Genomic DNA, 22,588 nt, shown 5'->3' on the forward strand with positions numbered 1-22,588 from the left:
TTCAAATGAGAAAAAAGACGCGGTGGCAATTGCTTGTGGTTTTGGGGTTGTTCTTCTTTTCGATGGCGTTCGCGCCTTCCAAGCATGCGCAAGCGTTGCCTGATCCGACAACCGAATTTTATGTCTATGATCCAAGCGGCACGCTCTCCGAAGAAACGAAATCATTCATCCTGAGCGTGAATGAGCAATACGAATTGACGGAGGAAAAACCCCAAGTTGTCGTGGCGGTGGTCGATTCGCTGCAGGGTGAGACAATCGAGGAGTATTCTGTCGACCTGTTCGAAAAGTGGGAAATTGGCCAGGCGGATGCCGATAACGGCGTGCTGATTTTGTTGGCGCTGGAAGAAAGGGAAATCCGCTTCGAAATCGGATACGGTCTGGAAGGTGCCTTAACGGACAGCAGGACAGGCAGAATTCTGGACAATCATCTGGAGTATCTTTCGGCCAATGACTTCGATGGCGGTCTGAAAGAAATTTTTACAGAAGCGGCGGTTGTCGTCAATGAGGAATACCAATATGATGACGAAGTGATATTCTCCGGCTATCCCGTTGATACAACGCAATACTCTGAAGGCGATTCATCGTTCTTCGCGTCTATCGTCCAATTCCTGTTCATCCTTTTAGTGTTGTCCTTCTTGTTTGGCGGCAGAGGCGGACGCGGTGGACGTGGCGGCGGAATGAACCCGTTGTGGTGGTTGCTTCTTAGCGGAGGCGGTGGCGGTTACCGAGGCAACAATCATCGTGGAGGATACGGCGGTGGCGGTTTCGGTGGCGGTGGCTTTGGCGGAGGAGGCGGCTTCGGAGGCGGAGGTTCTTCCGGAGGCGGGGGATCCAGCAGAGGGTTCTAACGCACCTGTTGCAGCAATGGATATAACTACAAAAGAAGAGGGCCCGAATTTTGATCCGGGTCCTCTTCTTTCGATTTCAGGTAATGATGGTTGTGTCTGAGATTTCGATGCTGCTCATGATGATGGCGGCTGTTTCTTCTATGGAACGTTTGGATACATTGATGACGATGCAACCCAATTTGTTGTACAATTCATAGGCGTATTCCAGCTCAGCCCGGATGCGGTCCATGTCCGAATAAATGGTTTCCGGTGATAATCCGTAGGCAATCATCCGCTCCTTGCGGAAATTATTCAATACCTCTGCATCATTGGTCAATCCGACGATTTTTTTCGGATCCACTTGCCAAATTTCGTCAGGCACTGAGGCTTCCGGCATAATCGGCAGGTTCGCCACTTTGATGGTCTTGTTCGCCAAAAACATGGATAGCGGCGTCTTTGAAGTGCGGGAAACGCCCAGCAGGACCAAATCGGCATCCAAGAAACCCTTTGGATCTTTCCCGTCATCGTATTTGACTGCGAACTCGATGGCGCTGATCCGGTTGAAGTATTCATCATCCAAACGATGCAGGGCGCCTGCTCTCCGGATGGGCTGCTGCCCGGTCTTTCCGGTGATATCACTGACCAATGCTTTCAATATATTATAGCAAGGCAAGTCCTCCGCAGCGCAGAAGCTGTCCGTGTATTCACTCAAATCCTCGACGACCAAAGTATGGATAACAAATGCTTTCAGTTCTTTGGCCTCTACCAATACAGGCTCTAAATCTTTCATTTTTCTGATGAATGGATAATGATACATATGAGCAGTTATCGATGGAAATTGTGCCAATACGGCCTGGAGGACTTTCCTGGCGGTGTCTCCTACCGAATCGGATATGATGACAAAATGCAGGTCATGTGGCTCTTGTTGTTCCATATAATCTCGTCCTTCCTGAATCTTAATGATTGCAATCTCACTAATAATATACTATAGTCAATTTGAAATTGATAGAGTCGGGAGGGAAAATGATGCCGGTAGATACCGTAACCATTGCACTGCAGCAATTAAAGAAACAAGGTTATAAATATACCCAAAAAAGAGAAGATATCATTACGGTTTTTGTGGAAGCTAACCGCTATCTGTCTGCAAAAGCAGTTCTGCATGCGTTGCAGGATGAATATCCGACACTCAGCTATGACACGATATACCGCAACCTGTACACTTTTGTGGAAGTTGGGATCCTGGAAGAGACAGAATTGAACAACGAAAAACTGTTCCGGATCACATGTTTGCACGAGGGTCACCATCATCATCACTTCATTTGTCAACAATGCGGAATGACGATTGCTTTGCAGATGTGTCCGATGGATTTCTTTGAGCAACAGTTGGAGGGATGCCAAATTTCGTCCCATCGCTTCGAAATATTTGGTGTTTGCAAGAATTGTTTGGCGGATGCGTAGTGCTGCGTGACGGCAGCCAGACCGACGCTTTAGCCCAGTTTGATCATTCACTATTTTGTTTTGCAATAAAACGTTGCAATTGCTTCCTCCTATGATATAATATCAAAAGAACAATTTCATTTTGATTTCTTATAATTTCAAAAGGAAACGTTACTTTTAACGCTCGGAGGGAGGGAATATTTAATGTCAAAAACAGTTGTTCGTAAAAACGAATCTCTTGATGATGCTCTTCGTCGCTTTAAACGTACTGTTTCAAAAACTGGAACTCTACAAGACGCTCGTAAACATGAATTTTATGAAAAGCCAAGTGTGAGACGCAAGAAAAAATCTGAAGCTGCCAGAAAACGTAAATTCTAACAGCCAGATGCTTGCTTTCTAAAATTCTTAGAGACTAATCAATAAAGAATGGGATGATCTCCGTATCATTCCATTTTTTTTGTCGTCCAGAAAAAGCGCCTCGAATACAAGGGGGATAAATATTTTCATAAGCCATGCCGCTTTATGTTATACTATTAGCAATAAGCAGTGAAAAAAATCCCCAAAAAGAGGAGTGTAGCTTGTTTGACCGATAAAGTGAATAAAACAGAGAAAATTGAAGTGATGGATGCATCCGTTTTGCCTCAATTATTTGGATCGCAAGACAAGCATCTGAAGATGTTGGAAGATGCTTTGCATGTGACCATTACAAGCCGCGGCATGAAAATCGAAATCAGTGGTGAAGAGTCGGCTGTCGACAAAGCCCGTTCCCTGTTGAAGCAACTTTTGGAATTGTTAGCGCGCGGCATCCCTATTTCACAAACAGATATCGTCACAGCTATAAAAATGTCGGAACGCGGAAGCCTTGATTTTTTCATCAACCTTTATGAAGAGGAAATCGGCAGGTCATACGCAGGCAAGCCTATCCGGGCGAAGAATTTCGGCCAAAGGCAATATGTGCAGGCCGTCAAGAAAAAAGATGTCGTATTCGGAATAGGGCCTGCCGGAACCGGAAAAACCTTCTTGGCCGTAGTGATGGCTGTGGAGGCCCTGAAGAACGGAAAAGTAAAAAAAATCATCTTGACCCGCCCGGCTGTTGAAGCTGGAGAAAACCTCGGCTTCCTTCCCGGAGATTTGAAGGAAAAAGTTGACCCGTATCTGCGCCCGATTTATGACGCGCTTTATGCCATCTATGGCGTCGAGCACACAACACGCTTGATGGATAGGGGAGTCATCGAAATTGCGCCGCTCGCCTACATGCGCGGACGGACGCTGGAAGATGCCTTCATCATCCTTGATGAGGCTCAGAACACGACTGTCGCACAGATGAAGATGTTCCTGACGCGGCTCGGGTTCGGATCGAAAATGATCGTCAACGGCGACAAGACCCAGATCGATTTGCCAAAAGGCGCCCTATCAGGATTGATCGATGCCGAGAAGAAACTTCAGGGCATCCCGGACATTACTTTTGTCACCTTTGATACTTATGATGTCGTGCGCCACCCGGTTGTTGCGAGCATCATCAAAGCATACGATGTCAAAGAGGAAACAAAACACAACATAGAAAAGTGAGCGATTATATGGAAATAGATATTTTTGATGAAACCGAATCTGTACAGAATGAGCACACCGAATTGGTCCATTCCTTGATTGCTTTTGCGGGGGAGTATTTGAAGTTGGCGCCCGATACCGAATTGTCGATCACTTTTGTGGACAATGAGCGCATCCGGGAGATCAACCGGGAATACCGCAACAAAGATCAGGCCACGGACGTCATCAGCTTTGCGCTGAACGATGACATGGATGACGACTTCCCGATCAATATGGAAAGCATAACCGGCGCCTTTCCGACGAATATCGGTGACATCATCATCTCGACCGACAAAACCGCTGAACAAGCGGAGTCCTATGGCCACAGTTTCGAGAGAGAACTAGGCTTCCTTGCGTTGCATGGTTTCCTGCATTTGAATGGTTATGATCACATGACGGAAGAAGACGAAAAGGAAATGTTCGGTCTTCAGAAAGAGATACTGGATGCTTATGGACTTAAAAGAGACGAGTAGGGAAAAGTTGGGGAAAATCGGAAAGAATCCAAGTTTTTTTGCTTCAGTGAAGCACGCTTTGGACGGCATCGGCATTATCCTCAAAGAAGAAAAAAACATGCGCAGTCATGCTTTGTTTGGCTTGATACCGCTCTTGTTGGCTTGGTTCTTCGGATCGAGCACAATGGAATGGATCGTGATCATCTTCTGCATATTTTTGGTCATCATCATGGAGTTTCTGAACACGATATTCGAAAATGTGGTCGATTTGGTGACTGATTACGAATATCATCCTCTGGCAAAGAAAGCAAAAGACATCGCTGCCGGAGCGGTCTTGGTTACGGTGTTCTTCACCATCCTAATCGCGGCCATCATTTTTTTGCCCAAGTTCGTGGAATTATATTATAAGTTAATTTGAGGAGTTTTATATGAATAAAAAAGAAGGTTTCAAATCAGGATTCGTCTCCATCATCGGGAGACCGAACGTAGGAAAATCAACACTTTTGAACCGCATCGTCGGTCAAAAAGTCGCCATCATGAGCGATGTCCCGCAAACAACCCGCAACAAGATCCAAGGCGTAGTCACTTCGGATGATTCCCAGATCGTCTTCATCGATACGCCCGGAATCCACAAACCGCAAACGCGCTTGAACGATTTTATGCTCAAGAGCGCTTACAGCACGTTCAATGAAGTGGATTTGGTTTTGTTCATGGTGAATGCGGCAGAAAAAAGAGGAGCGGGCGACAATTTCATTCTTGAGAAACTCAAGAATTTGCGCACGCCGAAATTTTTGATCATCAACAAAATCGATCAGGTCAAGCCGGAAGAATTACTGAAAATCATAATGGACTACACTTCAGACAACGAGTTCAATGAAGTGGTCCCGATTTCTGCCATTCAAGGGAACAATGTCGATGAGATGATGGCCACCATCAAAAAATACATGCCAGAAGGGCCACAATTCTATCCGGACGATCAAGTCACGGATCACCCGGAATACTTCGTCGTGTCCGAGTTCATCCGCGAAAAGATCCTTCAGTTGACCAAAGAAGAAGTGCCGCATTCCGTGGCAGTCGTTGTGGAATCGATGCTGCGCAACGAGGACGATAAAGTCCACGTCCATGCAACCATCATCGTCGATCGAGCCAGTCAAAAAGGCATCATCATCGGCAAGGGCGGGAAAATGCTGAAAGAAATCGGTGTCCGGGCACGTCGGGATATCGAAGCGATGCTTGGTGATAAAATTTACCTCGAACTTTGGGTGAAGGTCCAAAAAGATTGGCGCGACAAGCAGAGTTATCTGCAGGACTACGGGTATCGCCAAAAAGATTACGATTGATCAGCTAATGCTCAATTGGTACATGAATAGCAATCAGTAAGAGTTTGGGAGGCTGCCTTCCGGACTCTTCTCTTTTCGAAAGGGTGCGACATGGAGACATATCAGGAATTTGATGGCATCGTCTTATCGATCCGAAAACACAGGGAAAAGGATGCTTTGGTAAAAATATTTACGCGTAATCATGGAAAACGGATGTTTTTTGTGAAGAACATCAAAAATCCGAACCATTCCTTGAAAGCTGCGCTCCTGCCATTCACGAAAGCGACTTATCTGGGCCGCATCAAGGATGACGGCCTCAGCTTCCTGCAGGACAGCCGCGAAATCATCCACTTTTCCAAAATGCAGACGGATATCCATCTGAACGCCTACGCGACTTATTTGAACAACCTGGCTGATGCGGCCATCAACGATGCCATCAAGGCAGCCGACCTCTACGATCTGTTGGAGGAATCCTTGGTCGCCATGCAGAACGGGATGGATGCGGAAATCGTAGTGAACATTTTCGAAATGCGGGTGCTGAAATATTTTGGTGCAGCACCGCAATTGCAGGAATGTGTCATCTGTCACAGCAAGCAGGAACCTTTCGATTTTTCGGTCAAATATTCCGGGGCCCTGTGTCAGGAGCATTATGGGGAAGACCCCAGGAGATCGCATGCAAGCCCTGCAGCTGTCCATTTTGCCCGGATTTTCCAGTTGGTCACGCCGAAGCAAGTCGGGAATATCCAGATCAAAGCCGAGACGAAACAGGCGCTCAGAGCCTTCATCGATGAATTATATGAAGAATATGTCGGGATCCGCCTGAAAAGCAAGAGCTTCATCGATCAGATGTACGCTTGGGAGACAAAGGTTGAGATCCCATTCCGTTCCGCTTCCGAACCGGAGCCAAATAAGCCGAGCGAAAGCGGACAGTCCGATCCAAGTAGTTCTTGACATTATGCAGGAACAAGGCTACTATTGAGAAGAACTAAATACTGGACGTTGAAGATAAAAGTACCTCTGGTCAGTACCGAAAAGCGAATTTGGGATAGTGTGAGCCAAAGCGGGAGACTATTGCGGAAAGGCGTATCCGAGTCCTGTAACGAAGTGCCGGCAATTGCCGGAATTAGGGTGGAACCGCGAAAATATTCGTCCCTATGTTTCAAGGAGACTTGATGCATAGGGACTTTTTTTATGTATTATTTCAAGTGGAGGAGATTTATGATGGAAAACAAATTAACTGTGCAAAAAATGATTCAATCGCTACAAAATTTTTGGGCAGATCAAGGCTGCCTCTTGATGCAGTCCTATGATACTGAAAAAGGTGCCGGAACAATGAGCCCGTACACTTTCTTGCGTGCAATCGGCCCGGAACCTTGGAACGCTGCCTACGTGGAGCCTTCGCGTCGTCCTGCTGACGGCCGTTACGGTGAAAATCCCAACCGTCTGTACCAACATCACCAATTCCAAGTGGTCATGAAGCCATCACCGGACAATATCCAGGAACTTTATCTGGAAAGTCTGAAAGTATTGGGCATCAATCCGATTGAACATGATATCCGCTTTGTAGAAGACAACTGGGAAAACCCTTCATTGGGTTGCGCAGGCTTGGGCTGGGAAGTCTGGTTGGATGGGATGGAAGTCACCCAATTTACCTATTTCCAGCAAGTGGGCGGTTTGGAATGCAGCCCTGTCACAAGCGAAATCACCTATGGTTTGGAGCGTCTGGCTTCTTATATCCAGGATGTGAACAGTGTCTATGATCTTGAGTGGACAGAGGGCGTGAAATACGGCGAAATCTTCGGCCAGCCGGAATATGAACATTCCAAATATTCATTTGAAGAAAGCAACGTCGATTTGCTGTTCCAACTGTTTGATTCATTTGAAGCTGAAGCGACGAAACAGATCGAGAATGGTCTCGTGCATCCGGCTTATGACTATGTCCTGAAGAGTTCGCATGCCTTTAACCTTTTGGATGCAAGAGGTGTCATTTCTGCGACTGACCGCGCGGGGTATCTCGCACGAATCCGCAATATGGCGCGCCAACTGGCGAAAGCTTTTGTCCAAAAAAGAAAAGAACTGGGTTTCCCTTTGCTTTCGGATGATCAAAAAGAACTTGCCCTGAAGGAGGACTAAATTGATGAGTCAAACTGTATTATTAGAAATCGGACTTGAAGAAATGCCTGCGAAATATGTGCGCAGCAGCAGTATCCAACTGAAAGAAAAAATGGCCGCTTTTTTTGAAGAAAACCGCATCGGCTTTGATGCTATCGAAATGTATGCGACGCCGAGACGTTTGGCGGTCATCGCCAGCGGAGTCAGCGAGAAGCAGGCGGATTTGGCGGAAGTCGTCAAAGGACCCGCAAAAAAAATCGCTTTGCAGGCGGACGGCACTTGGTCAAAAGCTGCACTGGGCTTTGTCCGCGGGCAAGGCTTGACTCCTGAAGACATCTTCTTTGATGAACTGAAGGGTGTGGAGTATGTTTTCGTCAAGAAGGAAATCAACGGAAAAGCTTCATCCGAAGTGCTGAAGGAATTGAATACAGTCGTTGAGTCTTTGACTTTCCCTGTTTCGATGCATTGGGGCAACCATCATTTCAAGTACATCCGACCGATTCATTGGATTGCGGCATTGGCTGATGCTGAAATCATCCCATTTCAAGTCTTGGATATCGTTTCAGGCCGGACCACACGCGGTCACCGTTTCTTGGGCGAAGAAGTGACGTTGGCGCATGCAGGCGAGTATGTGGAGAAATTGGCGGAACAACACGTCATCTCCGATCAGGAAAAAAGGAAAAACATGATCTGGGCCCAATTCCAACAGATTGAAGCTGAAAATGGCTGGATTATCCCTAACGACGAAATCTTATTGGAAGAAGTCACTTCTCTGGTCGAATACCCGACAGCCTTCTTCGGTGAATACGACAGCAAATATTTGACATTGCCGGCAGATGTATTGATCACATCGATGAAGGACCACCAACGCTATTTCGAAGTGAAGGACAAATCCGGCAAACTGTTGCCGTATTTCATATCCGTCCGCAACGGGAATGGCATATTCATCGATAACGTGAAAAAAGGCAACGAGAAAGTCCTGACAGCAAGGCTTGAGGACGGCCTGTTCTTCTTCAACGAAGACCAACGCATCACCATCGCTCAGTCGGTCGAAAAATTGAAGAAAGTCACATTCCATTCGAAAATCGGCTCCATTCATGATAAGATGGACAACACAGCGAAAATCGCTGCCCATCTTGCTGATGTGCTTGATCTGGAAGAGGACGACAAAACACAATTGTTGCGTGCGGCTTCCATCTACAAGTTTGACTTGGTGACCAACATGGTTTCCGAGTTTACGGAACTGCAAGGCATCATGGGTGAGGTCTATGCGTTGCAACAAGGCGAAACCTCTGCTGTAGCAACCGCAATCCGCGAACATTACTTGCCGGTATCCAGTGAAGGCGAATTGCCGGGAACCCAAATCGGAGCAGTTTTGGCGATGGCGGACAAATTGGACAGCATCATCAGTTTCTTCCTGCAGGGTATGGTTCCGACAGGATCGAACGACCCGTATGCTTTGCGCCGTCAAATGATCGGGGTCATTCAGATCATCGAGAAATACCAATGGTCATTCTCGTTGGATGAATTGTTGTCTGCCTTGTTGACGGAGGTTTATGCGGTTGAAGATGCAGAATCGTTCGATAAAACAATGAATGAACTTGCCGTTTTCGCAAATGGCCGTATCCAACAGAAACTTCAAACCTACGGCATCCGTTATGATATAGTGGAAGCTGTGCTGCAATCCGGCGAAAAAGACGTCAACACCCTATTTGCTAACGCCAAAGTATTGCAGGCGCACAGTGAAGAGGAATCATTCAAGGCGATCATGGAAGCTCTTGCGCGCGTCGTAAACATTTCCGGAAATCCTGATGAATCGATTCCCGTCCAGAAAGATCTGCTGGAAACAGCCAGCGAGAAGAATCTGTATGTGCAGATCAACCATCTCGATTTGGCTCTGTCCCACGGCGATCCGGAAGCGGATTACGCTGCATTGGCTGCGATTTCGCCATACATTGAAGCTTATTTCGATGAAAATATGGTCATGGTCGAGGATATTGCTATCCGCAGCAACCGTTTGAATACGCTCGGCAACCTGACCTTGAGCATTCTGCAGTTTGCTGATGTCAGAAAATTGATCCTTAAATAGTGAAGTGATGGAGGCGGGGCTAACATTGTTTACTCCCGGCTCCATCATTTTGTCTTCCGCCGGGTGCGGGCTGGATCAATACCTTCAAGACTGTATTTTCTTTTCGTTTTTTGGTTAATATGGTAAATTAAGAGGGAAGAATGAGCGCTTCAATCGTCGGAGCTCAAATTATTTGTTAAAGATACTCGTCCGAATTATTGACTGCGGAAGCGCATTTGAAAAAGGTGGACCAATCGAATCATTTTGTTCGGCATAAAGAATGCCGAACAGTTTTCCAAGGGGGAAAAAAGATGTCAATGTTTTTGGATCATGCAAAAGTGCATGTAAAAGCCGGTAAAGGCGGCGATGGAATGGTAGCGTTCCGTCGCGAAAAGTATGTTCCCGATGGGGGTCCTGCAGGTGGCGATGGCGGCCGTGGGGGAAGCATCATATTTGAAGTGGATCCAGGTCTGCGCACGTTATTGGATTTCCGCTATAACCGTAATTTCAGAGGTAAGCCCGGCGAAAACGGCATGAGCAAAAGCATGTTCGGCCGCGGCGCAAAAGACACAATCGTAAGGGTTCCGCCTGGCACGATTGTACGCAATGCGGAAACAAAAGAACTCATCGCTGATTTGACCGAACCTGGGCAACAGGCTGTAGTCGCAAGAGGCGGACGCGGCGGACGCGGGAATAACCGTTTTGCCACTGCGAGAAATCCTGCACCCGAAATCGCCGAAAATGGTGAACCTGGGCAAGAGCTGGAGTTGGAGCTTGAGCTGAAAGTCATCGCGGACGTCGGTTTGGTAGGCTTCCCGTCAGTAGGTAAATCGACATTGCTGTCGATCGTGTCAAAAGCGAAACCAAAAATCGCAGCCTATCACTTCACTACGCTTGTGCCTAACTTAGGTATGGTACAGACACGCAGCGGAGAAGAGTTTGTCATGGCCGATTTACCGGGATTGATCGAGGGCGCGTCCCAAGGCGTCGGTCTGGGGATCCAATTTTTGCGCCACATCGAGCGCACAAGAGTCATTCTGCATGTCATTGATATGGGCGGCACAGAAGGCAGAGATCCATTCGATGACTATGAAAAAATCAATAAGGAATTGGAAAGTTACCAATTGCGTTTGCTGGAAAGACCGACCGTCATTGTAGCCAATAAAATGGATGTGGCGGAAGCGGAAGATAATCTTGAAATCTTCAAACAGCAAATCGCCGAAAAATTCGGTGATGACGAAGCACCAAGGATTTTCCCGATTTCAGCCTGGTCGACCACCGGCGTAGCCGAATTGTTGGATTACACTGCTGAAGTTCTGAAGGACACGCCTGAGTTCCCATTATTCGATGAAGAAGAAGTCGAATCATCCGTCCTTTACAAATTCGAAGAAAATCAAGAACAGTTCACTATCGGACGCGATCCAGATTCCACATGGGTATTGGGCGGCGAAAGACTGGAAAAACTATTCAACATGACCAATTTTGCTCATGACGAAAGCATCATGCGTTTCGCGCGTCAATTGCGTTCCATGGGCGTAGATGAAAAACTGAGGGCTAAGGGAGCGAAAGATGGCGACATGGTCCGCATCATGACCTACCATTTTGAGTTCGTCGATTAAAAAGCAACACCAGTATCATTAAATGGGGGATAATTATCGTGACATTACAGACACGCTCCGTTCCATTGGATGGGATGCGGGCGCTTGCGATTCTTGCCATCATTTTCTATCATTTGATGCCTCATGTTTTGCCTGGCGGCTACTTGGCAGTAAACATCTTTTTCGTCCTGACTGGTTATTTCATCACAGCGTCTGTGATCGAAGAATACGGCCAAAAGGAAAAATTGGCTTACAAGCGCTATTTGGCCAGAAGGTTCAACAGATTGTTCCTGCCGTTGCTGGGGATGTTGGTTTCGGTGACTGCCTATATCACTTTGTTCCAAAGGGACTTATTGCTTAATTTGCGGCCTTGGCTCCTTACGTCATTGGGGATGGTCAACAACTGGTGGCAAATTTCTGTTGGCGGTTCGTATTTTGAACAATTCTATGTGCAATCACCTTTCCTGCATCTCTGGTTCCTTTCGGTTATGAGCCAATTCTATGTCATCTGGCCTTTGGTTGTGCTGTTGCTGTTGGCACTTTTCAAGGATAAACGGATCATCCTTTACACAGCGGTCGGACTTTCTTTGTTTTCTGCCCTTACGATGGCCATGCTGTATGTACCAGGAGAGGACGCTTCTCGCGTCTATTATGGGACGGATACGCGCTTGTTTTCATTTATGATCGGCAGTGCGCTGTCGGTTGTTTGGCCGTTAGCGAAATTGAACGAGCCGGTGTCGAAACGAACGAAGCGAAGATTGACGCTTGCGGGCTTTTTCAGCTACGCTGTTCTCGGTTTGATGTTCAGCAGGATGCTGGATAGCCAGTCATTCACCTACAGAGGCGGAATGTACCTTAACAGCATCATTATCGGCGTTGCGGTAGTCTTAACAGCGCATCCGGCAACGAGCCTTTCAAGAATGATGCGGTTCAAACCGATTCAGTGGCTCGGCAGGCGGAGTTTCCTGCTGTATCTCTGGTACTATCCTGTCATTTCCCTTTATCAAGCGAAAGTAGTCGATACGAGCGTTGATCCCGGACGGCATATATTGATCCAGCTGGCAATCATGCTGAGCCTTTCCGAAATAGGCTACCAAATATTCGAAAAAAAGCGTTGGAAGATGACGTCCGTGCAGTCTTGGCGACCTGCCGATACGATTGCCCGAATGAAGGCTTCAGGATCCGAAGGTTCAACCAGGCCTTTTTCGTTAAACCTTGCGGCATTCGTCGGGTTCTGCTTGTTGCTGACCGCTCTGACGGGATTTGTCCAAGCACGATCCGGCGAGAATGCCGCTGTGCTGGAACTGCGTGAGCAGATCGCTGCCAGCCAAAGCAAAATGGAAGAGATCAATCGCGACGATTCCACCCGCAGCAGGGCCATCAACAATATCGAAGGGCTCGAACGAGAGACTGTTTTGTTTGCTCACGGCGCGGATATTACCTTCATAGGCGATTCCGTGCTGCTTTCCGTCGCGGATCAGCTGGTTACGATTTTCGGTCGGGCAGTTGTCGAAGGTGCAGTCAGCAGGCAGCTCTACCAAACCACTGAGGTGATTGCTGACTTGGAAAAACGGGAACAATTGCATGACACAGTCGTGGTCTTTCTGGGTTCCAACGGGACTTTCACTCAGACGCAAATGGAAACTTTCATAAAGGAAATCGGGACAACCCGAGATCTGTTTTTCCTCACGACGAATGTACCGCGAATCTGGAAGGACAGCGTGAACGAGCAGTTGGCGCTTGCCGAAAGCAACCATTCCAATGTCCACATTTTGGATTGGAATGCCTACAGCAACGGACACGACGAGTGGCTTCTGGAGGACCAGGTCCATCCGAATCCGATGGGCGCGCAACAATTGGCCCTTTTTGTGGCAGAGGAAATCTATCAAGAATTAAATGATGAAAATGGGAGCAACTGATTATGAAAATTCAATTTTTAGGCACCGGAGCGGGTGTTCCTTCCACCAGCAGAAATCTTTCCAGCATAGCATTGAAATTGTTGGATGAACGCAATGCCATCTGGCTTTTTGACTGCGGAGAGGGGACACAGCAGCGTGTGCTCAAAACAACGATCCGGCCCAGGAAAGTCGAAAAGATCTTCATCACCCATCTGCATGGAGATCATATATTCGGCTTGCCCGGGTTCTTGAGCAGCCGGGCTTTCCAAGGCGGAAATACGCCTTTGAACATCTATGGGCCTGTGGGAATCAAGGAATTTGTGCTGACCAGTCTGCGCATATCCCAGTCCCACCTGCGCTATCCGATCTTCTTTCATGAAATAACCGAAGATGGCGTAGTCTTTGAAGACGAGCAGTTCCGTGTGAGTTGCGCAAGACTGAATCACGGCATCGTTTCTTACGGGTACCGTGTCGAAGAGGCCGACTATCCGGGCGAGCTGCAGGCCGATAAGCTGAAAGAGATGGATGTTCCCGCGGGACCTCTCTACGGAAAGCTGAAAAATGGGGAGACCGTTGTTTTGCCTGACGGGAGAACCATCAATGGGCTGGATTTTATCGGGAAAACGACTAAAGGACGCGTCGTAACGATTCTGGGCGACACAAGGAGAACGAAAAATACGGTCATTTTGGCAAAAAATGCCGATGTGTTGGTTCATGAGAGCACCTTCGGGAAGGAAGACCAAGCGATTGCGTCGGATTATTTCCATTCCACCTGTATCGATGCAGCCAACGTGGCCAAAGAAGCAAACGTCAACCAACTTTATTTGACTCATATCAGCGCGCGTTACCTCAACGGCAATGCGCATCAGTTGCAGCGGGATGCCCGCAAAGTCTTTCCCAACACGAAACTCGTCAACGATTATGATGAGTTCGAGATAGCCTTAACGAAACAATCGTAAAAAAATTATGTTGATTTGAGAATCGGATCGCATCTAAGCGCTATAAGTTGACTAGGGAACTGCAAAAAGATGATAATAAGGGTGGGAAATATCAAAATGAGTGGGGCGATTGTAATGAAAAATCAATGGAGATTAGTAGCGGGCATTATTTTGATCATCATCATTGTGTTGTTTGCCGTTTTCAATGTCGATTCTGTGCCGGTCAATTTTGGTTTCGCTGTTGTGGATGGACCCCTTATCATCGTCATCCTGGTTTCTCTCCTGATGGGCTCGCTCATCACCTTGCTGGTTGCGACAGGCAGTGCAACGAAGAAGAACAAGGAATTCAAACAGATGCGCGCTGAAATCAATACAAAAGGTAAGGAAATCCAAAATGCAGTCGATGCGACGAAAGTCGGGTATGAACAGCAAATCGCTGATCTGCGGACGGAATTGACTCAGAAAGACAACAAAATCAATTCGCTTGAAGAAGAATTGATCAAGAAGTTTACTGGGGGAAGCCCGGATCAGCCAAGCGGTGTTTGAAGAAAATAGAGCGGCAGATCTTCCTGATCTGCCACTTTCAGTTGCAAAGAAAAGACTAGAACGAGTTCAGCTTCTAGTCTTTTTTGGATTAGTGGGAGCCTCCGTGCGCCTGCATAGTTTATATAGTTAGGAGTCGGTAAATTGTTATCGTCAAAGATGAATTGGAAAATACGCAAATCAGAAATTGATGATTCTGTGAGCAAGGAAATCATTCAGGCTACAGGTTTATCAGAAAAATTCGTCGTGCTTTGCATGCAGCGAGGATTGGAAACAAAAGAACAGATCAAAGCTTTCATTGATGGCGCCGAAATGGAATTCCATGATCCATATCTACTGCACGATATGGATAAAGCGATCCTTCGCTTGACTGAAGCCATTGAAGCTGGAGAAGAAATCGTCGTATATGGGGACTATGATGCGGATGGCATCACAAGCACTAGCATTCTTGTGGAAACGATCGAAGTGCTGGGCGGCAATGTCGGCTATTATTTGCCGAACCGCTTCACGGACGGCTATGGGCCGAATGCTGCTGCGTTCAAGAAATTGATCGAAAACGGGGCGCAACTGATCCTGACATGCGATAACGGGGTTTCCGGCCACGAGCCGATAGCGATGGCTAAAAAAATGGGCGTGGATGTCATTGTTTCCGACCATCACGAATTGCCTGATGTCTTACCTGATGCGTATGCCATCATCCACCCGAAAAATCCGGCAGGATCCTATCCTTTCCCGGATCTTTCCGGAGCTGGCGTCGCCCTGAAAATTGCGGCGGCCCTTCTGGGGGAAATGCCTTACGAATCGCTCGATCTGGCCGCTATCGGTACGGTCGCGGACTTGGTCAGTTTGACAGGCGAGAATCGTTGGATCGTGAAGCAGGGACTGCAAGTCATGAAACAAACGCATCGACTCGGGTTGGCTGCGTTGATGGAAGCCGCGGGAATAGATGCGGCCAATTTGGACGAGGAAAGCATCGGTTTCATCATCGGTCCGCGTTTGAATGCTGTCGGTCGGTTGGAGGATGCGGGTCCCGGCGCTGAACTGATGCTGTCATTCGACGAAGAAAAAATAGCTGAACTGGTTGCGTACATACAGGAGAAGAACGTCGAGAGGCAAGGCATTGTCCAATCCATCCATGAAGAAGCCAGTGCCGAACTGGCGAAGAAAGACAGTATGCCGGATGTTGTCGTGTTGGGCAACAAGAACTGGCATGAGGGCGTTCTCGGCATCGTGGCCAGCAAGCTGGTCGAGGAATTCGGGCGCCCGACAATCTTGTTCCGCATCGACGAAAAAAGCGGCATCGCGAAGGGATCGGCCCGCAGCACGGAAGCGCTGGATATGTATACTGCATTGACCGATTCAAAAGCCCTTCTCACGAAGTTCGGAGGGCACAAAATGGCTGCAGGCATGAGCCTTCCCGCTGCCGATTTGTCAGCCTTCACTGAAAAGATAAACAGCTATGCGGCTCTTTATCACGATGCCATCGTGTTGGGCGAATCCATTTACATAGATGCCATGCTGCCACTTGCCGATGTCACGCTGCCGTTTTTGAAGGAATTGGAATTGCTTAAACCTTATGGGACCGATAATCCAAAGCCTATATTCGGCTTCCAAAATGTACCTTTGACGGACATCAGACAAATCGGTGCCGACAACAAACATCTGAAGTTCAAACTCAAGGACAAAAACCTCTTTCTGGACGTGATCGGCTTCAACAAGGGGAGCATCAGCAACCACTTGAACGAGGCGGATGTCGTTTCCCTCATCGGGGAGCTTTCGATCAACGTTTGGCGGGACAGCGCGAAACCGCAACTGCAGCTGAAGGACATCAAAAACAAGCATGTCCAGTTTTTCGACAAAAGGAGTTCGGTCATCCAAGAATCGGTATTGGCTGTGGAAGATGCCTTGTATCTATTTTCGACTTCCGGCATCATGAAACAATTTTATGAGCGCATCCCTAACAGTTCGAACGCCGCGTTGCTCACTGACAATACAGCGGACGCCTTGCAGGATGTCAGCGCCAGCAACCTCGTGCTTTTCGAATGTCCTTTGAAGATGGGCTTGCTGGCTGATCTTTTGAAGAGCAATCAGTTCGAAAATGTGTATGTCGTCTCTCATGAATCAAACAGCGTTTACGCAGACGGAATCCCTCCTAAAGACCAGTTTGCAAAGTTCTACCAATATATCCGTTCCCATAAGGATATCGATGTGAGAAATCGGTTAGATGCCTTGGCAAAATACTTAAAAATCAAAAAAAATCTTGCCATTTTTATGATTCAAGTGTTTTTGGAGGCGGGATTTGTTACAATAGACAATGGTTTCATCAATGAGGTCCAAAACCCTGTCAAAAGGGCTTTGGACGACACCCAGATATACAAAGATCGCCTGCAGAAAATGGAAGCTGAAAAGGTATTCATCTACAGCCCGTTTTCGCAGTTGACGAAATGGTTGAATGAACAGATGATGGTACAATAATTAGGAGGAACACAAAATGGACTTGAAACAATATATTGCTGATGTCAAAGATTTCCCGGAGCAAGGCATCATTTTCCGCGATATTTCACCCTTGATGGCGAACGGTGAGGCTTACCGCTATTCGATCAAAGAGATTGTGAAATATGCCCAGGACTTGAATGTCGATAAAGTAGTCGGACCCGAAGCGCGTGGATTTATGGTTGGTTGTCCGGTCGCTGTGGAATTAGGCTGCGGATTCGCAATGGCCCGCAAAAAAGGCAAATTGCCGCGCGAAACAGTGGAAGTATCCTACGGACTGGAATACGGAAAAGCAACGCTGCAATTGCATCAAGATGCTATCCTGCCTGGTGACAAAGTGTTGGTATGCGATGATTTGTTGGCCACTGGCGGGACAATAGCCGCAACCATCGAATTGGTGGAAAAATTAGGCGGAGAAGTCGTCGGGTTGGCTTTCCTGATCGAGTTGCTGGATTTAAAAGGCCGTGACCTGGTTCAAGGGTATGACATCTTCACACTGATGGAATACTAAGAACAATTAATAATCCAAATATGGATGCACATGCAAAAAGGCTGCCAATAGTTGGCAGCCTTTTTGTAGCAGACGGGGGAATATCCGTCATATGATGTGGTTCCGGTACAGACCGACTACTTTCCCCAGAATGATGACGGAATCCAGGATGATCGGATCCATGCTCGCATTTTCCGGTTGTAGGCGATAATAGTTGTTTTCTTTGTAGAATCGTTTACAGGTCGCTTCATCATCATCCGTCATGGCTATGACGATATCGCCGTTTTCAGCCGTGGCTTGTTTTCTGATGATGACTGAGTCGCCATCGAATATGCCGGCGTCGATCATGCTTTCTCCGCGGATTTTCAGCATAAACAAGCTTCCGGAAGAGGATTTCAGATCCGGCGGAACCGGGAAATAATCTGTTGCTTCTTCGATAGCCAGGATAGGGGCCCCGGCTGTGACGGTACCCAATAAAGGCATTTTATCCGACATGATCCCGAGTTTGTCCAGACCCGCTTGAGTCAGTTCGATCGCACGTGGTTTTGTAGGGTCGCGTTGGATGAAGCCATTTTTTTCAAGCCGCGACAGATGGCCGTGCACTGTAGATGTTGAGGAAAGTTTGACTGCATTCCCGATTTCCCTGACGGTCGGCGGATAGCCTTTTTCTTGGACTTCTTCATAAATGTATTGAAGCACTTCAACTTGGCGTGAATCTTTATTTTTAACCATGAGATCATCATCTCCGTAATCCTATATTTATAAGTTTAGGATACCATTAATCATCCAAAAAATCAAACAGATGTTCGCATATTCTTGGGGATGACGCAAGAATATGCCCAAAATTGTCCCGAAACCGGCAACGGCTGAAGCGTTTTCGAAAAATCACTAAATTTATCCGTGATTGCTATTTCTTTTTCGCATAATCTTTAGTACAATTAATGAATGAATGCTTTGGAAAGGGGGATGAATACGTGTCAACAACAGCATGGGTAATGATGGTCATTTTAGGAATAGTAATAGGCGCGGTTGGCGGATTTTTCCTTGCAAGACGTTATATGGTAAAATATTTTGAAGAAAATCCACCGATCAATGAAGAAATGTTGCGCTCTATGATGATGCAGATGGGTCAAAAACCATCCGAAAGAAAAGTAAAACAGATCTTGGCTTCTATGAAAGCACAATCAACAAAGAAAAAGAAATAGACTAATGAAATAATATACAAAATGTGGATCTCTACGGTTCCACATTTTTATTTTGTCTGAATACAGGTAAGAAGGGAGTAATATACGTGAGTATTTTCAAAAAATTGAGTTGGTTTTTCCGTCAAGAATGGAAATCGTATTTTGTGGGCGTCTTTTTCCTGATCATTGTGGCTATACTTCAGGTTGTTTCGCCGCGCGTTGTCGGAATCATCATCGATGAAATTGCCTTAGGGACCTTAACGATGGCTTCTTTGTGGAAGTGGTCGGCGGTCATATTGATTGCGGGCATCCTGCAGTACCTCTTCCGTTACATTTGGCGGATGAAGATATGGGGCACTTCGGCAGAGTTGGAAAAGATACTTCGTTCACGATTGTTCAAGCATTTCACCGAAATGGACGCTGTCTTTTTCCAGAAATACAGAACCGGCGATCTGATGGCGCATGCGACGAATGACTTGAATGCGATCAGGATGGTCGCAGGCGCAGGCATACTGACATTGGCGGATTCGATTTCTTCAGGCGGGATCACGCTTTTCACAATGTTTTTCTTGATCGATTGGCGTTTGACGCTCATCGCCATGATTCCGCTGCCGGCTTTGACGCTGGTGTCGAGGATCCTCGGACAGAAGATGCACAAGCGTTTCCGCAAGGCACAAGCTGCTTTCTCTAATCTGAATGACAAAACGCAGGAGAGTGTATCCGGCGTGAAAGTCATCAAGACATTCGGCGAAGAAGAAGAGGATATCCATGATTTCGAGGCGATGACGAAGGATGTCGTCGCGAAAAATAAAGCTGTCTACTTGGTCGATGCGTTGTTTGATCCGGCGATCCAACTTATTTTGGGGCTTTCTTTCGCATTGACGATCATCTTTGGTGGCCGTTTTGTCGTGGAGGGCAGCATCAGTATCGGTCAGCTGGTTTCGTTCATCAGTTACATCGGAATGATGGCATGGCCGATGTTGGCAGTGGGCAGATTGTTCAATGTGCTGGAACGAGGCAGTGCCAGTTACAGCAGGATCGATGAGCTTCTGAAGGAAAAATCAACGATTCAGGAGCAGAAGGATGCTATCCGGACTCCGGTTACAGGCGATTTGGATTTTCAGGTGTCCTCATTCGGTTACCCGAACAGCGAAGAAATCAGCCTCCAGGACGTCAACTTCCATTTGGAGCGGGGACAAACGTTAGGGATTGTCGGCAGAACCGGATCGGGCAAAAGCACGATTTTCCGTCTGCTATTGCGTGAGTATGACCAATATGCCGGCAGCATCAACTACAACGGGATCGATATCCGTGATTATTCATTGGATGCATTGCTGAGCGGAATCGGTTACGTTCCCCAAGACAACTTCCTGTTCTCTTCTGACGTCAGGGAAAACATCCGTTTCGCTGACCCATCCATCAGCCAGCAAAAGGTAGAGGAGGCAGCGCGCTTGACTGCCATCCATCAGGATATCCTCGGTTTTCCGGATGGCTACGATACGTTGGTCGGTGAAAGGGGCGTTTCCTTATCCGGTGGACAAAAACAGCGGATTGCGATTGCGCGGGCATTGGTGACCGAACCTGAGCTGCTCATCCTGGATGATTCCCTATCCGCGGTGGACGCGAAGACGGAGGAAGCGATCCTGACGGGGCTTAAGGAAAAGAGAGCCGATCAGACAACAATCATTGCGGCCCATCGGATCAGCAGCGTGATGCATGCGAATGAGATCATCGTCCTTGATGAAGGGCGCATTGTCGAACGCGGGACGCATTATGAGTTGATGGAACAGGACGGCTGGTACCGCAGGATGTACGAAAAACAACAACTCGAAACCAAATTGGAAGGGGCGGATGAAGCATGAGTGGATCAGTATGGTCTAAGACAATCCCATTGAAGGAACAACTCCGGGTAATCAAACGCATCTTCCGATTTGCCCATCCTTTCCGCTATAAATTTTTGATGGCTTTACTTTTCAGTATCGCGTTGTCGTTGGTCAATGTGGTGGCACCGCGCATCATCCAAATTTATATGGATGATTATCTGGCTGTTGGCACTGTCACGACCAACATCAGTGTGCTATTTGCGCTGGCTTATGTAGGAGTCGTCCTGCTGAAGATGTTGGTCACGTATCTGCAGCGCTATATTTTCAGCATGGCGTCTGAACAAACCGTTGAGAATATCCGCAATGCCGTTTTCCGTAAGATCAATCAATTGGGGATGCGCTATTATGACACGACGCCGGCCGGATCGATCGTTTCGCGCGTCACGAATGACACAGAAACCATCAAGGAATTCTGGAATGTATTTTTGGCCTTGGCAGAGGGAATCTTCAGCATCATCACAGTGTTCATCGCTATGTGGACATTGAATAAGCAGATTTCCCTTCTGTTTATCGTTTTTGTCCCGATCATGGCCGGTCTGATTTGGTATTATCAAAAGTACAGCACGCGCGTTTACCGCACCATGCGCGAAAGGCTGAGCCAACTGAACACGAAATTGAATGAATCGATTTCCGGCATGGCAATCATCCAGCAGTTCCGCCAAGAAAAACGTCTGCGCGCAGAATTTGATGCGATCAATGACGATTACAGCAAAGGCCGCGTGGCGATGGTCCAGATGAACGCCTTGATGTTGATGCCGATCGTCAATCTGTTGCAGGCAATTGCGTTGGCGATCGTCCTTTGGCTGTTTGGCTATCAGACGTTGAATGGCGTCGTGGAGCTGGGGGTCATCTATGCGTTCACTACCTACATCCAAAATTTCTTCCGTCCGATGGGGATGATGATGGATAACCTCAGCGCCCTGCAGGACGGCATCGTCTCCAGTTCACGGGTACTGAGCGTATTGGATAATGCCGAATTGGCGCCAAGCCAACCCGAAGATTCGGAATTGGAGATCCTCCAAGGCAGGATCGAATTCAAAAACGTTTCCTTCTCTTATGACGGCAAGCAGGATGTGCTTAAGGACATCAGCTTTACAGCGAATCCGGGCGAAACGGTCGCGCTGGTAGGCCATACAGGCAGCGGCAAAAGTTCCATCATCAATGTTTTGCTGCGTTTTTACGATTTCGAGAAAGGCGATATTCTGATTGATGGGAAATCAATCAAGACGTATCCGATCGATGAGATCCGCTCGAAAATAGGCCTGGTCCTGCAGGATTCCTTCCTTTTCTACGGCGACATCTCGCACAATATCCGTTTGATGAGCAAGGATTATACCGACCGCGATATCGAAGGCGCGGCTGCCTTTGTGCATGCCGATTCATTCATCGAGTCGCTGCCGGGAGGCTATCATGCAAAAGTGATCGAGCGCGGAGCCAGTTATTCAAGCGGTGAGAGACAATTGATTTCGTTTGCCCGAACCATTTTGCGGGATCCGAAAGTGCTCATCCTCGACGAGGCGACGGCCAATATCGACACCGAAACGGAACTCCTGATCCAAGAAAGCATGCGGAAGATGCGTGAAGGCCGAACGACGATTGCGATCGCGCACCGTCTGTCCACTATTCGCGATGCCCATCTGATCCTGGTGCTTGACAAAGGCCGCGTCATCGAAAGAGGCACACATGAAGAGCTGATCGCCAAACAGGGAACCTATTATGACATGTACATGCTCCAATCGATGAACGACTGATTGAGTGA

At 47.5% G+C, this 22,588-nt stretch carries 21 protein-coding genes; 19 read left to right on the forward strand and 2 right to left on the reverse strand.

Annotation, left to right across the window (positions count from 1 at the left end; all coding sequences use genetic code 11):
* The first annotated feature begins 5 nt into the window (after positions 1 to 5).
* Positions 6 to 848 (forward strand): TPM domain-containing protein, encoded by an 843-nt coding sequence (locus PH235_RS00545; RefSeq protein WP_272161025.1) that lies wholly within the window; start codon positions 6 to 8, stop codon positions 846 to 848.
* A gap of 76 nt (positions 849 to 924) precedes the next feature.
* Here PH235_RS00545 and PH235_RS00550 read toward each other — a convergent pair whose 3' ends face one another.
* Positions 925 to 1,761, reverse strand: coding sequence for a pyruvate, water dikinase regulatory protein (locus PH235_RS00550; RefSeq protein WP_272160513.1), 837 nt, complete (start codon positions 1,759 to 1,761; stop codon positions 925 to 927).
* A gap of 92 nt (positions 1,762 to 1,853) precedes the next feature.
* On the opposite strand from PH235_RS00550, the gene PH235_RS00555 reads away from it, so the two are divergent.
* From PH235_RS00555 to PH235_RS00625, 15 genes are all read left to right on the forward strand, one after another.
* A complete protein-coding gene (locus PH235_RS00555) occupies positions 1,854 to 2,285 on the forward strand; it encodes a Fur family transcriptional regulator (protein WP_272160515.1) in 432 nt (143 codons plus the stop codon).
* A gap of 183 nt (positions 2,286 to 2,468) precedes the next feature.
* On the forward strand, positions 2,469 to 2,642 hold the full coding sequence (rpsU, locus tag PH235_RS00560) for a 30S ribosomal protein S21 (protein WP_068559653.1): 174 nt from the start codon (positions 2,469 to 2,471) through the stop codon (positions 2,640 to 2,642).
* A 243-nt stretch (positions 2,643 to 2,885) separates the two neighbouring features.
* Positions 2,886 to 3,833, forward strand: coding sequence for a PhoH family protein (locus tag PH235_RS00565; RefSeq protein ID WP_272161026.1), 948 nt, complete (start codon positions 2,886 to 2,888; stop codon positions 3,831 to 3,833).
* Positions 3,834 to 3,841: 8 nt separating this feature from the next.
* Complete coding sequence (gene ybeY, locus PH235_RS00570; protein WP_272160519.1) at positions 3,842 to 4,324, forward strand: rRNA maturation RNase YbeY; 483 nt, start codon at positions 3,842 to 3,844, stop codon at positions 4,322 to 4,324.
* Entirely contained in the window at positions 4,296 to 4,721 is a 426-nt protein-coding gene (locus PH235_RS00575; RefSeq protein WP_272160521.1) for a diacylglycerol kinase family protein, read from the forward strand. Before ybeY ends, PH235_RS00575 begins: the two co-directional genes overlap by 29 nt.
* Positions 4,722 to 4,731: 10 nt before the next feature.
* Complete coding sequence (era, locus tag PH235_RS00580) at positions 4,732 to 5,643, forward strand: GTPase Era (RefSeq protein ID WP_272160522.1); 912 nt, start codon at positions 4,732 to 4,734, stop codon at positions 5,641 to 5,643.
* A gap of 90 nt (positions 5,644 to 5,733) precedes the next feature.
* Positions 5,734 to 6,573, forward strand: coding sequence for a DNA repair protein RecO (gene recO, locus PH235_RS00585; protein ID WP_272160523.1), 840 nt, complete (start codon positions 5,734 to 5,736; stop codon positions 6,571 to 6,573).
* Between the two features lie 270 nt (positions 6,574 to 6,843).
* A complete protein-coding gene (gene glyQ / locus PH235_RS00590) occupies positions 6,844 to 7,755 on the forward strand; it encodes a glycine--tRNA ligase subunit alpha (protein WP_272160525.1) in 912 nt (303 codons plus the stop codon).
* A 4-nt stretch (positions 7,756 to 7,759) separates the two neighbouring features.
* Positions 7,760 to 9,823, forward strand: coding sequence for a glycine--tRNA ligase subunit beta (gene glyS / locus PH235_RS00595; protein WP_272160527.1), 2,064 nt, complete (start codon positions 7,760 to 7,762; stop codon positions 9,821 to 9,823).
* Positions 9,824 to 10,113: 290 nt separating this feature from the next.
* Positions 10,114 to 11,421, forward strand: coding sequence for a GTPase ObgE (gene obgE, locus PH235_RS00600; protein WP_086627856.1), 1,308 nt, complete (start codon positions 10,114 to 10,116; stop codon positions 11,419 to 11,421).
* A gap of 38 nt (positions 11,422 to 11,459) precedes the next feature.
* Positions 11,460 to 13,319 carry an acyltransferase family protein gene (locus PH235_RS00605; RefSeq protein ID WP_272160528.1) on the forward strand — a complete coding sequence of 620 codons (1,860 nt, stop codon included), beginning with the start codon at positions 11,460 to 11,462 and terminating at the stop codon, positions 13,317 to 13,319.
* Between the two features lie 2 nt (positions 13,320 to 13,321).
* Positions 13,322 to 14,257, forward strand: a complete 936-nt coding sequence (gene rnz, locus PH235_RS00610) for a ribonuclease Z (protein WP_272160529.1) — start codon at positions 13,322 to 13,324, stop codon at positions 14,255 to 14,257.
* 114 nt (positions 14,258 to 14,371) lie between these two features.
* Positions 14,372 to 14,782 (forward strand): lipopolysaccharide assembly protein LapA domain-containing protein, encoded by a 411-nt coding sequence (locus PH235_RS00615; RefSeq protein WP_272160530.1) that lies wholly within the window; start codon positions 14,372 to 14,374, stop codon positions 14,780 to 14,782.
* Positions 14,783 to 14,923: 141 nt separating this feature from the next.
* Entirely contained in the window at positions 14,924 to 17,254 is a 2,331-nt protein-coding gene (recJ, locus tag PH235_RS00620; protein WP_272160531.1) for a single-stranded-DNA-specific exonuclease RecJ, read from the forward strand.
* A 16-nt stretch (positions 17,255 to 17,270) separates the two neighbouring features.
* The gene (locus tag PH235_RS00625; protein ID WP_272160532.1) at positions 17,271 to 17,783 is read left to right on the forward strand and encodes an adenine phosphoribosyltransferase; all 513 of its coding nucleotides are present in this window, start codon (positions 17,271 to 17,273) and stop codon (positions 17,781 to 17,783) included.
* Between the two features lie 87 nt (positions 17,784 to 17,870).
* Here PH235_RS00625 and lexA read toward each other — a convergent pair whose 3' ends face one another.
* Positions 17,871 to 18,494 carry a transcriptional repressor LexA gene (gene lexA / locus PH235_RS00630; RefSeq protein WP_272160533.1) on the reverse strand — a complete coding sequence of 208 codons (624 nt, stop codon included), beginning with the start codon at positions 18,492 to 18,494 and terminating at the stop codon, positions 17,871 to 17,873.
* 242 nt (positions 18,495 to 18,736) lie between these two features.
* Between lexA and PH235_RS00635 the strand changes: the two genes are divergently transcribed.
* The 3 genes from PH235_RS00635 to PH235_RS00645 all read left to right on the forward strand — a co-directional run bounded on the left by PH235_RS00635 (position 18,737) and on the right by PH235_RS00645 (position 22,580).
* Positions 18,737 to 18,967 carry a YneF family protein gene (locus tag PH235_RS00635; protein WP_170100217.1) on the forward strand — a complete coding sequence of 77 codons (231 nt, stop codon included), beginning with the start codon at positions 18,737 to 18,739 and terminating at the stop codon, positions 18,965 to 18,967.
* An 86-nt stretch (positions 18,968 to 19,053) separates the two neighbouring features.
* On the forward strand, positions 19,054 to 20,808 hold the full coding sequence (locus tag PH235_RS00640) for an ABC transporter ATP-binding protein (RefSeq protein WP_272160534.1): 1,755 nt from the start codon (positions 19,054 to 19,056) through the stop codon (positions 20,806 to 20,808).
* Positions 20,805 to 22,580, forward strand: coding sequence for an ABC transporter ATP-binding protein (locus tag PH235_RS00645; RefSeq protein WP_272160535.1), 1,776 nt, complete (start codon positions 20,805 to 20,807; stop codon positions 22,578 to 22,580). Before PH235_RS00640 ends, PH235_RS00645 begins: the two co-directional genes overlap by 4 nt.
* Positions 22,581 to 22,588: the final 8 nt, after the last annotated feature.

The sequence above is a fragment of the Trichococcus sp. K1Tr genome, from assembly GCF_028309625.1.
Classification (GTDB): Bacteria; Bacillota; Bacilli; order Lactobacillales; family Aerococcaceae; genus Trichococcus.

What these genes read in the sequence shown, in the direction of transcription:
- PH235_RS00645 (WP_272160535.1), top strand. Translation starts at nt 20,805, where the DNA reads ATGAGTGGATCAGTATGGTCTAAGACAATCCCATTGAAGGAACAACTC.
- PH235_RS00550 (WP_272160513.1), bottom strand. Translation starts at nt 1,761, where the DNA reads ATGGAACAACAAGAGCCACATGACCTGCATTTTGTCATCATATCCGAT.
- ybeY (WP_272160519.1), top strand. Translation starts at nt 3,842, where the DNA reads ATGGAAATAGATATTTTTGATGAAACCGAATCTGTACAGAATGAGCAC.
- era (WP_272160522.1), top strand. Translation starts at nt 4,732, where the DNA reads ATGAATAAAAAAGAAGGTTTCAAATCAGGATTCGTCTCCATCATCGGG.
- lexA (WP_272160533.1), bottom strand. Translation starts at nt 18,494, where the DNA reads ATGGTTAAAAATAAAGATTCACGCCAAGTTGAAGTGCTTCAATACATT.
- recO (WP_272160523.1), top strand. Translation starts at nt 5,734, where the DNA reads ATGGAGACATATCAGGAATTTGATGGCATCGTCTTATCGATCCGAAAA.
- PH235_RS00545 (WP_272161025.1), top strand. Translation starts at nt 6, where the DNA reads ATGAGAAAAAAGACGCGGTGGCAATTGCTTGTGGTTTTGGGGTTGTTC.
- PH235_RS00575 (WP_272160521.1), top strand. Translation starts at nt 4,296, where the DNA reads ATGCTTATGGACTTAAAAGAGACGAGTAGGGAAAAGTTGGGGAAAATC.
- obgE (WP_086627856.1), top strand. Translation starts at nt 10,114, where the DNA reads ATGTCAATGTTTTTGGATCATGCAAAAGTGCATGTAAAAGCCGGTAAA.
- PH235_RS00625 (WP_272160532.1), top strand. Translation starts at nt 17,271, where the DNA reads ATGGACTTGAAACAATATATTGCTGATGTCAAAGATTTCCCGGAGCAA.
- PH235_RS00615 (WP_272160530.1), top strand. Translation starts at nt 14,372, where the DNA reads ATGAAAAATCAATGGAGATTAGTAGCGGGCATTATTTTGATCATCATC.
- rnz (WP_272160529.1), top strand. Translation starts at nt 13,322, where the DNA reads ATGAAAATTCAATTTTTAGGCACCGGAGCGGGTGTTCCTTCCACCAGC.
- PH235_RS00555 (WP_272160515.1), top strand. Translation starts at nt 1,854, where the DNA reads ATGCCGGTAGATACCGTAACCATTGCACTGCAGCAATTAAAGAAACAA.
- PH235_RS00565 (WP_272161026.1), top strand. Translation starts at nt 2,886, where the DNA reads ATGGATGCATCCGTTTTGCCTCAATTATTTGGATCGCAAGACAAGCAT.
- rpsU (WP_068559653.1), top strand. Translation starts at nt 2,469, where the DNA reads ATGTCAAAAACAGTTGTTCGTAAAAACGAATCTCTTGATGATGCTCTT.
- glyQ (WP_272160525.1), top strand. Translation starts at nt 6,844, where the DNA reads ATGGAAAACAAATTAACTGTGCAAAAAATGATTCAATCGCTACAAAAT.
- glyS (WP_272160527.1), top strand. Translation starts at nt 7,760, where the DNA reads ATGAGTCAAACTGTATTATTAGAAATCGGACTTGAAGAAATGCCTGCG.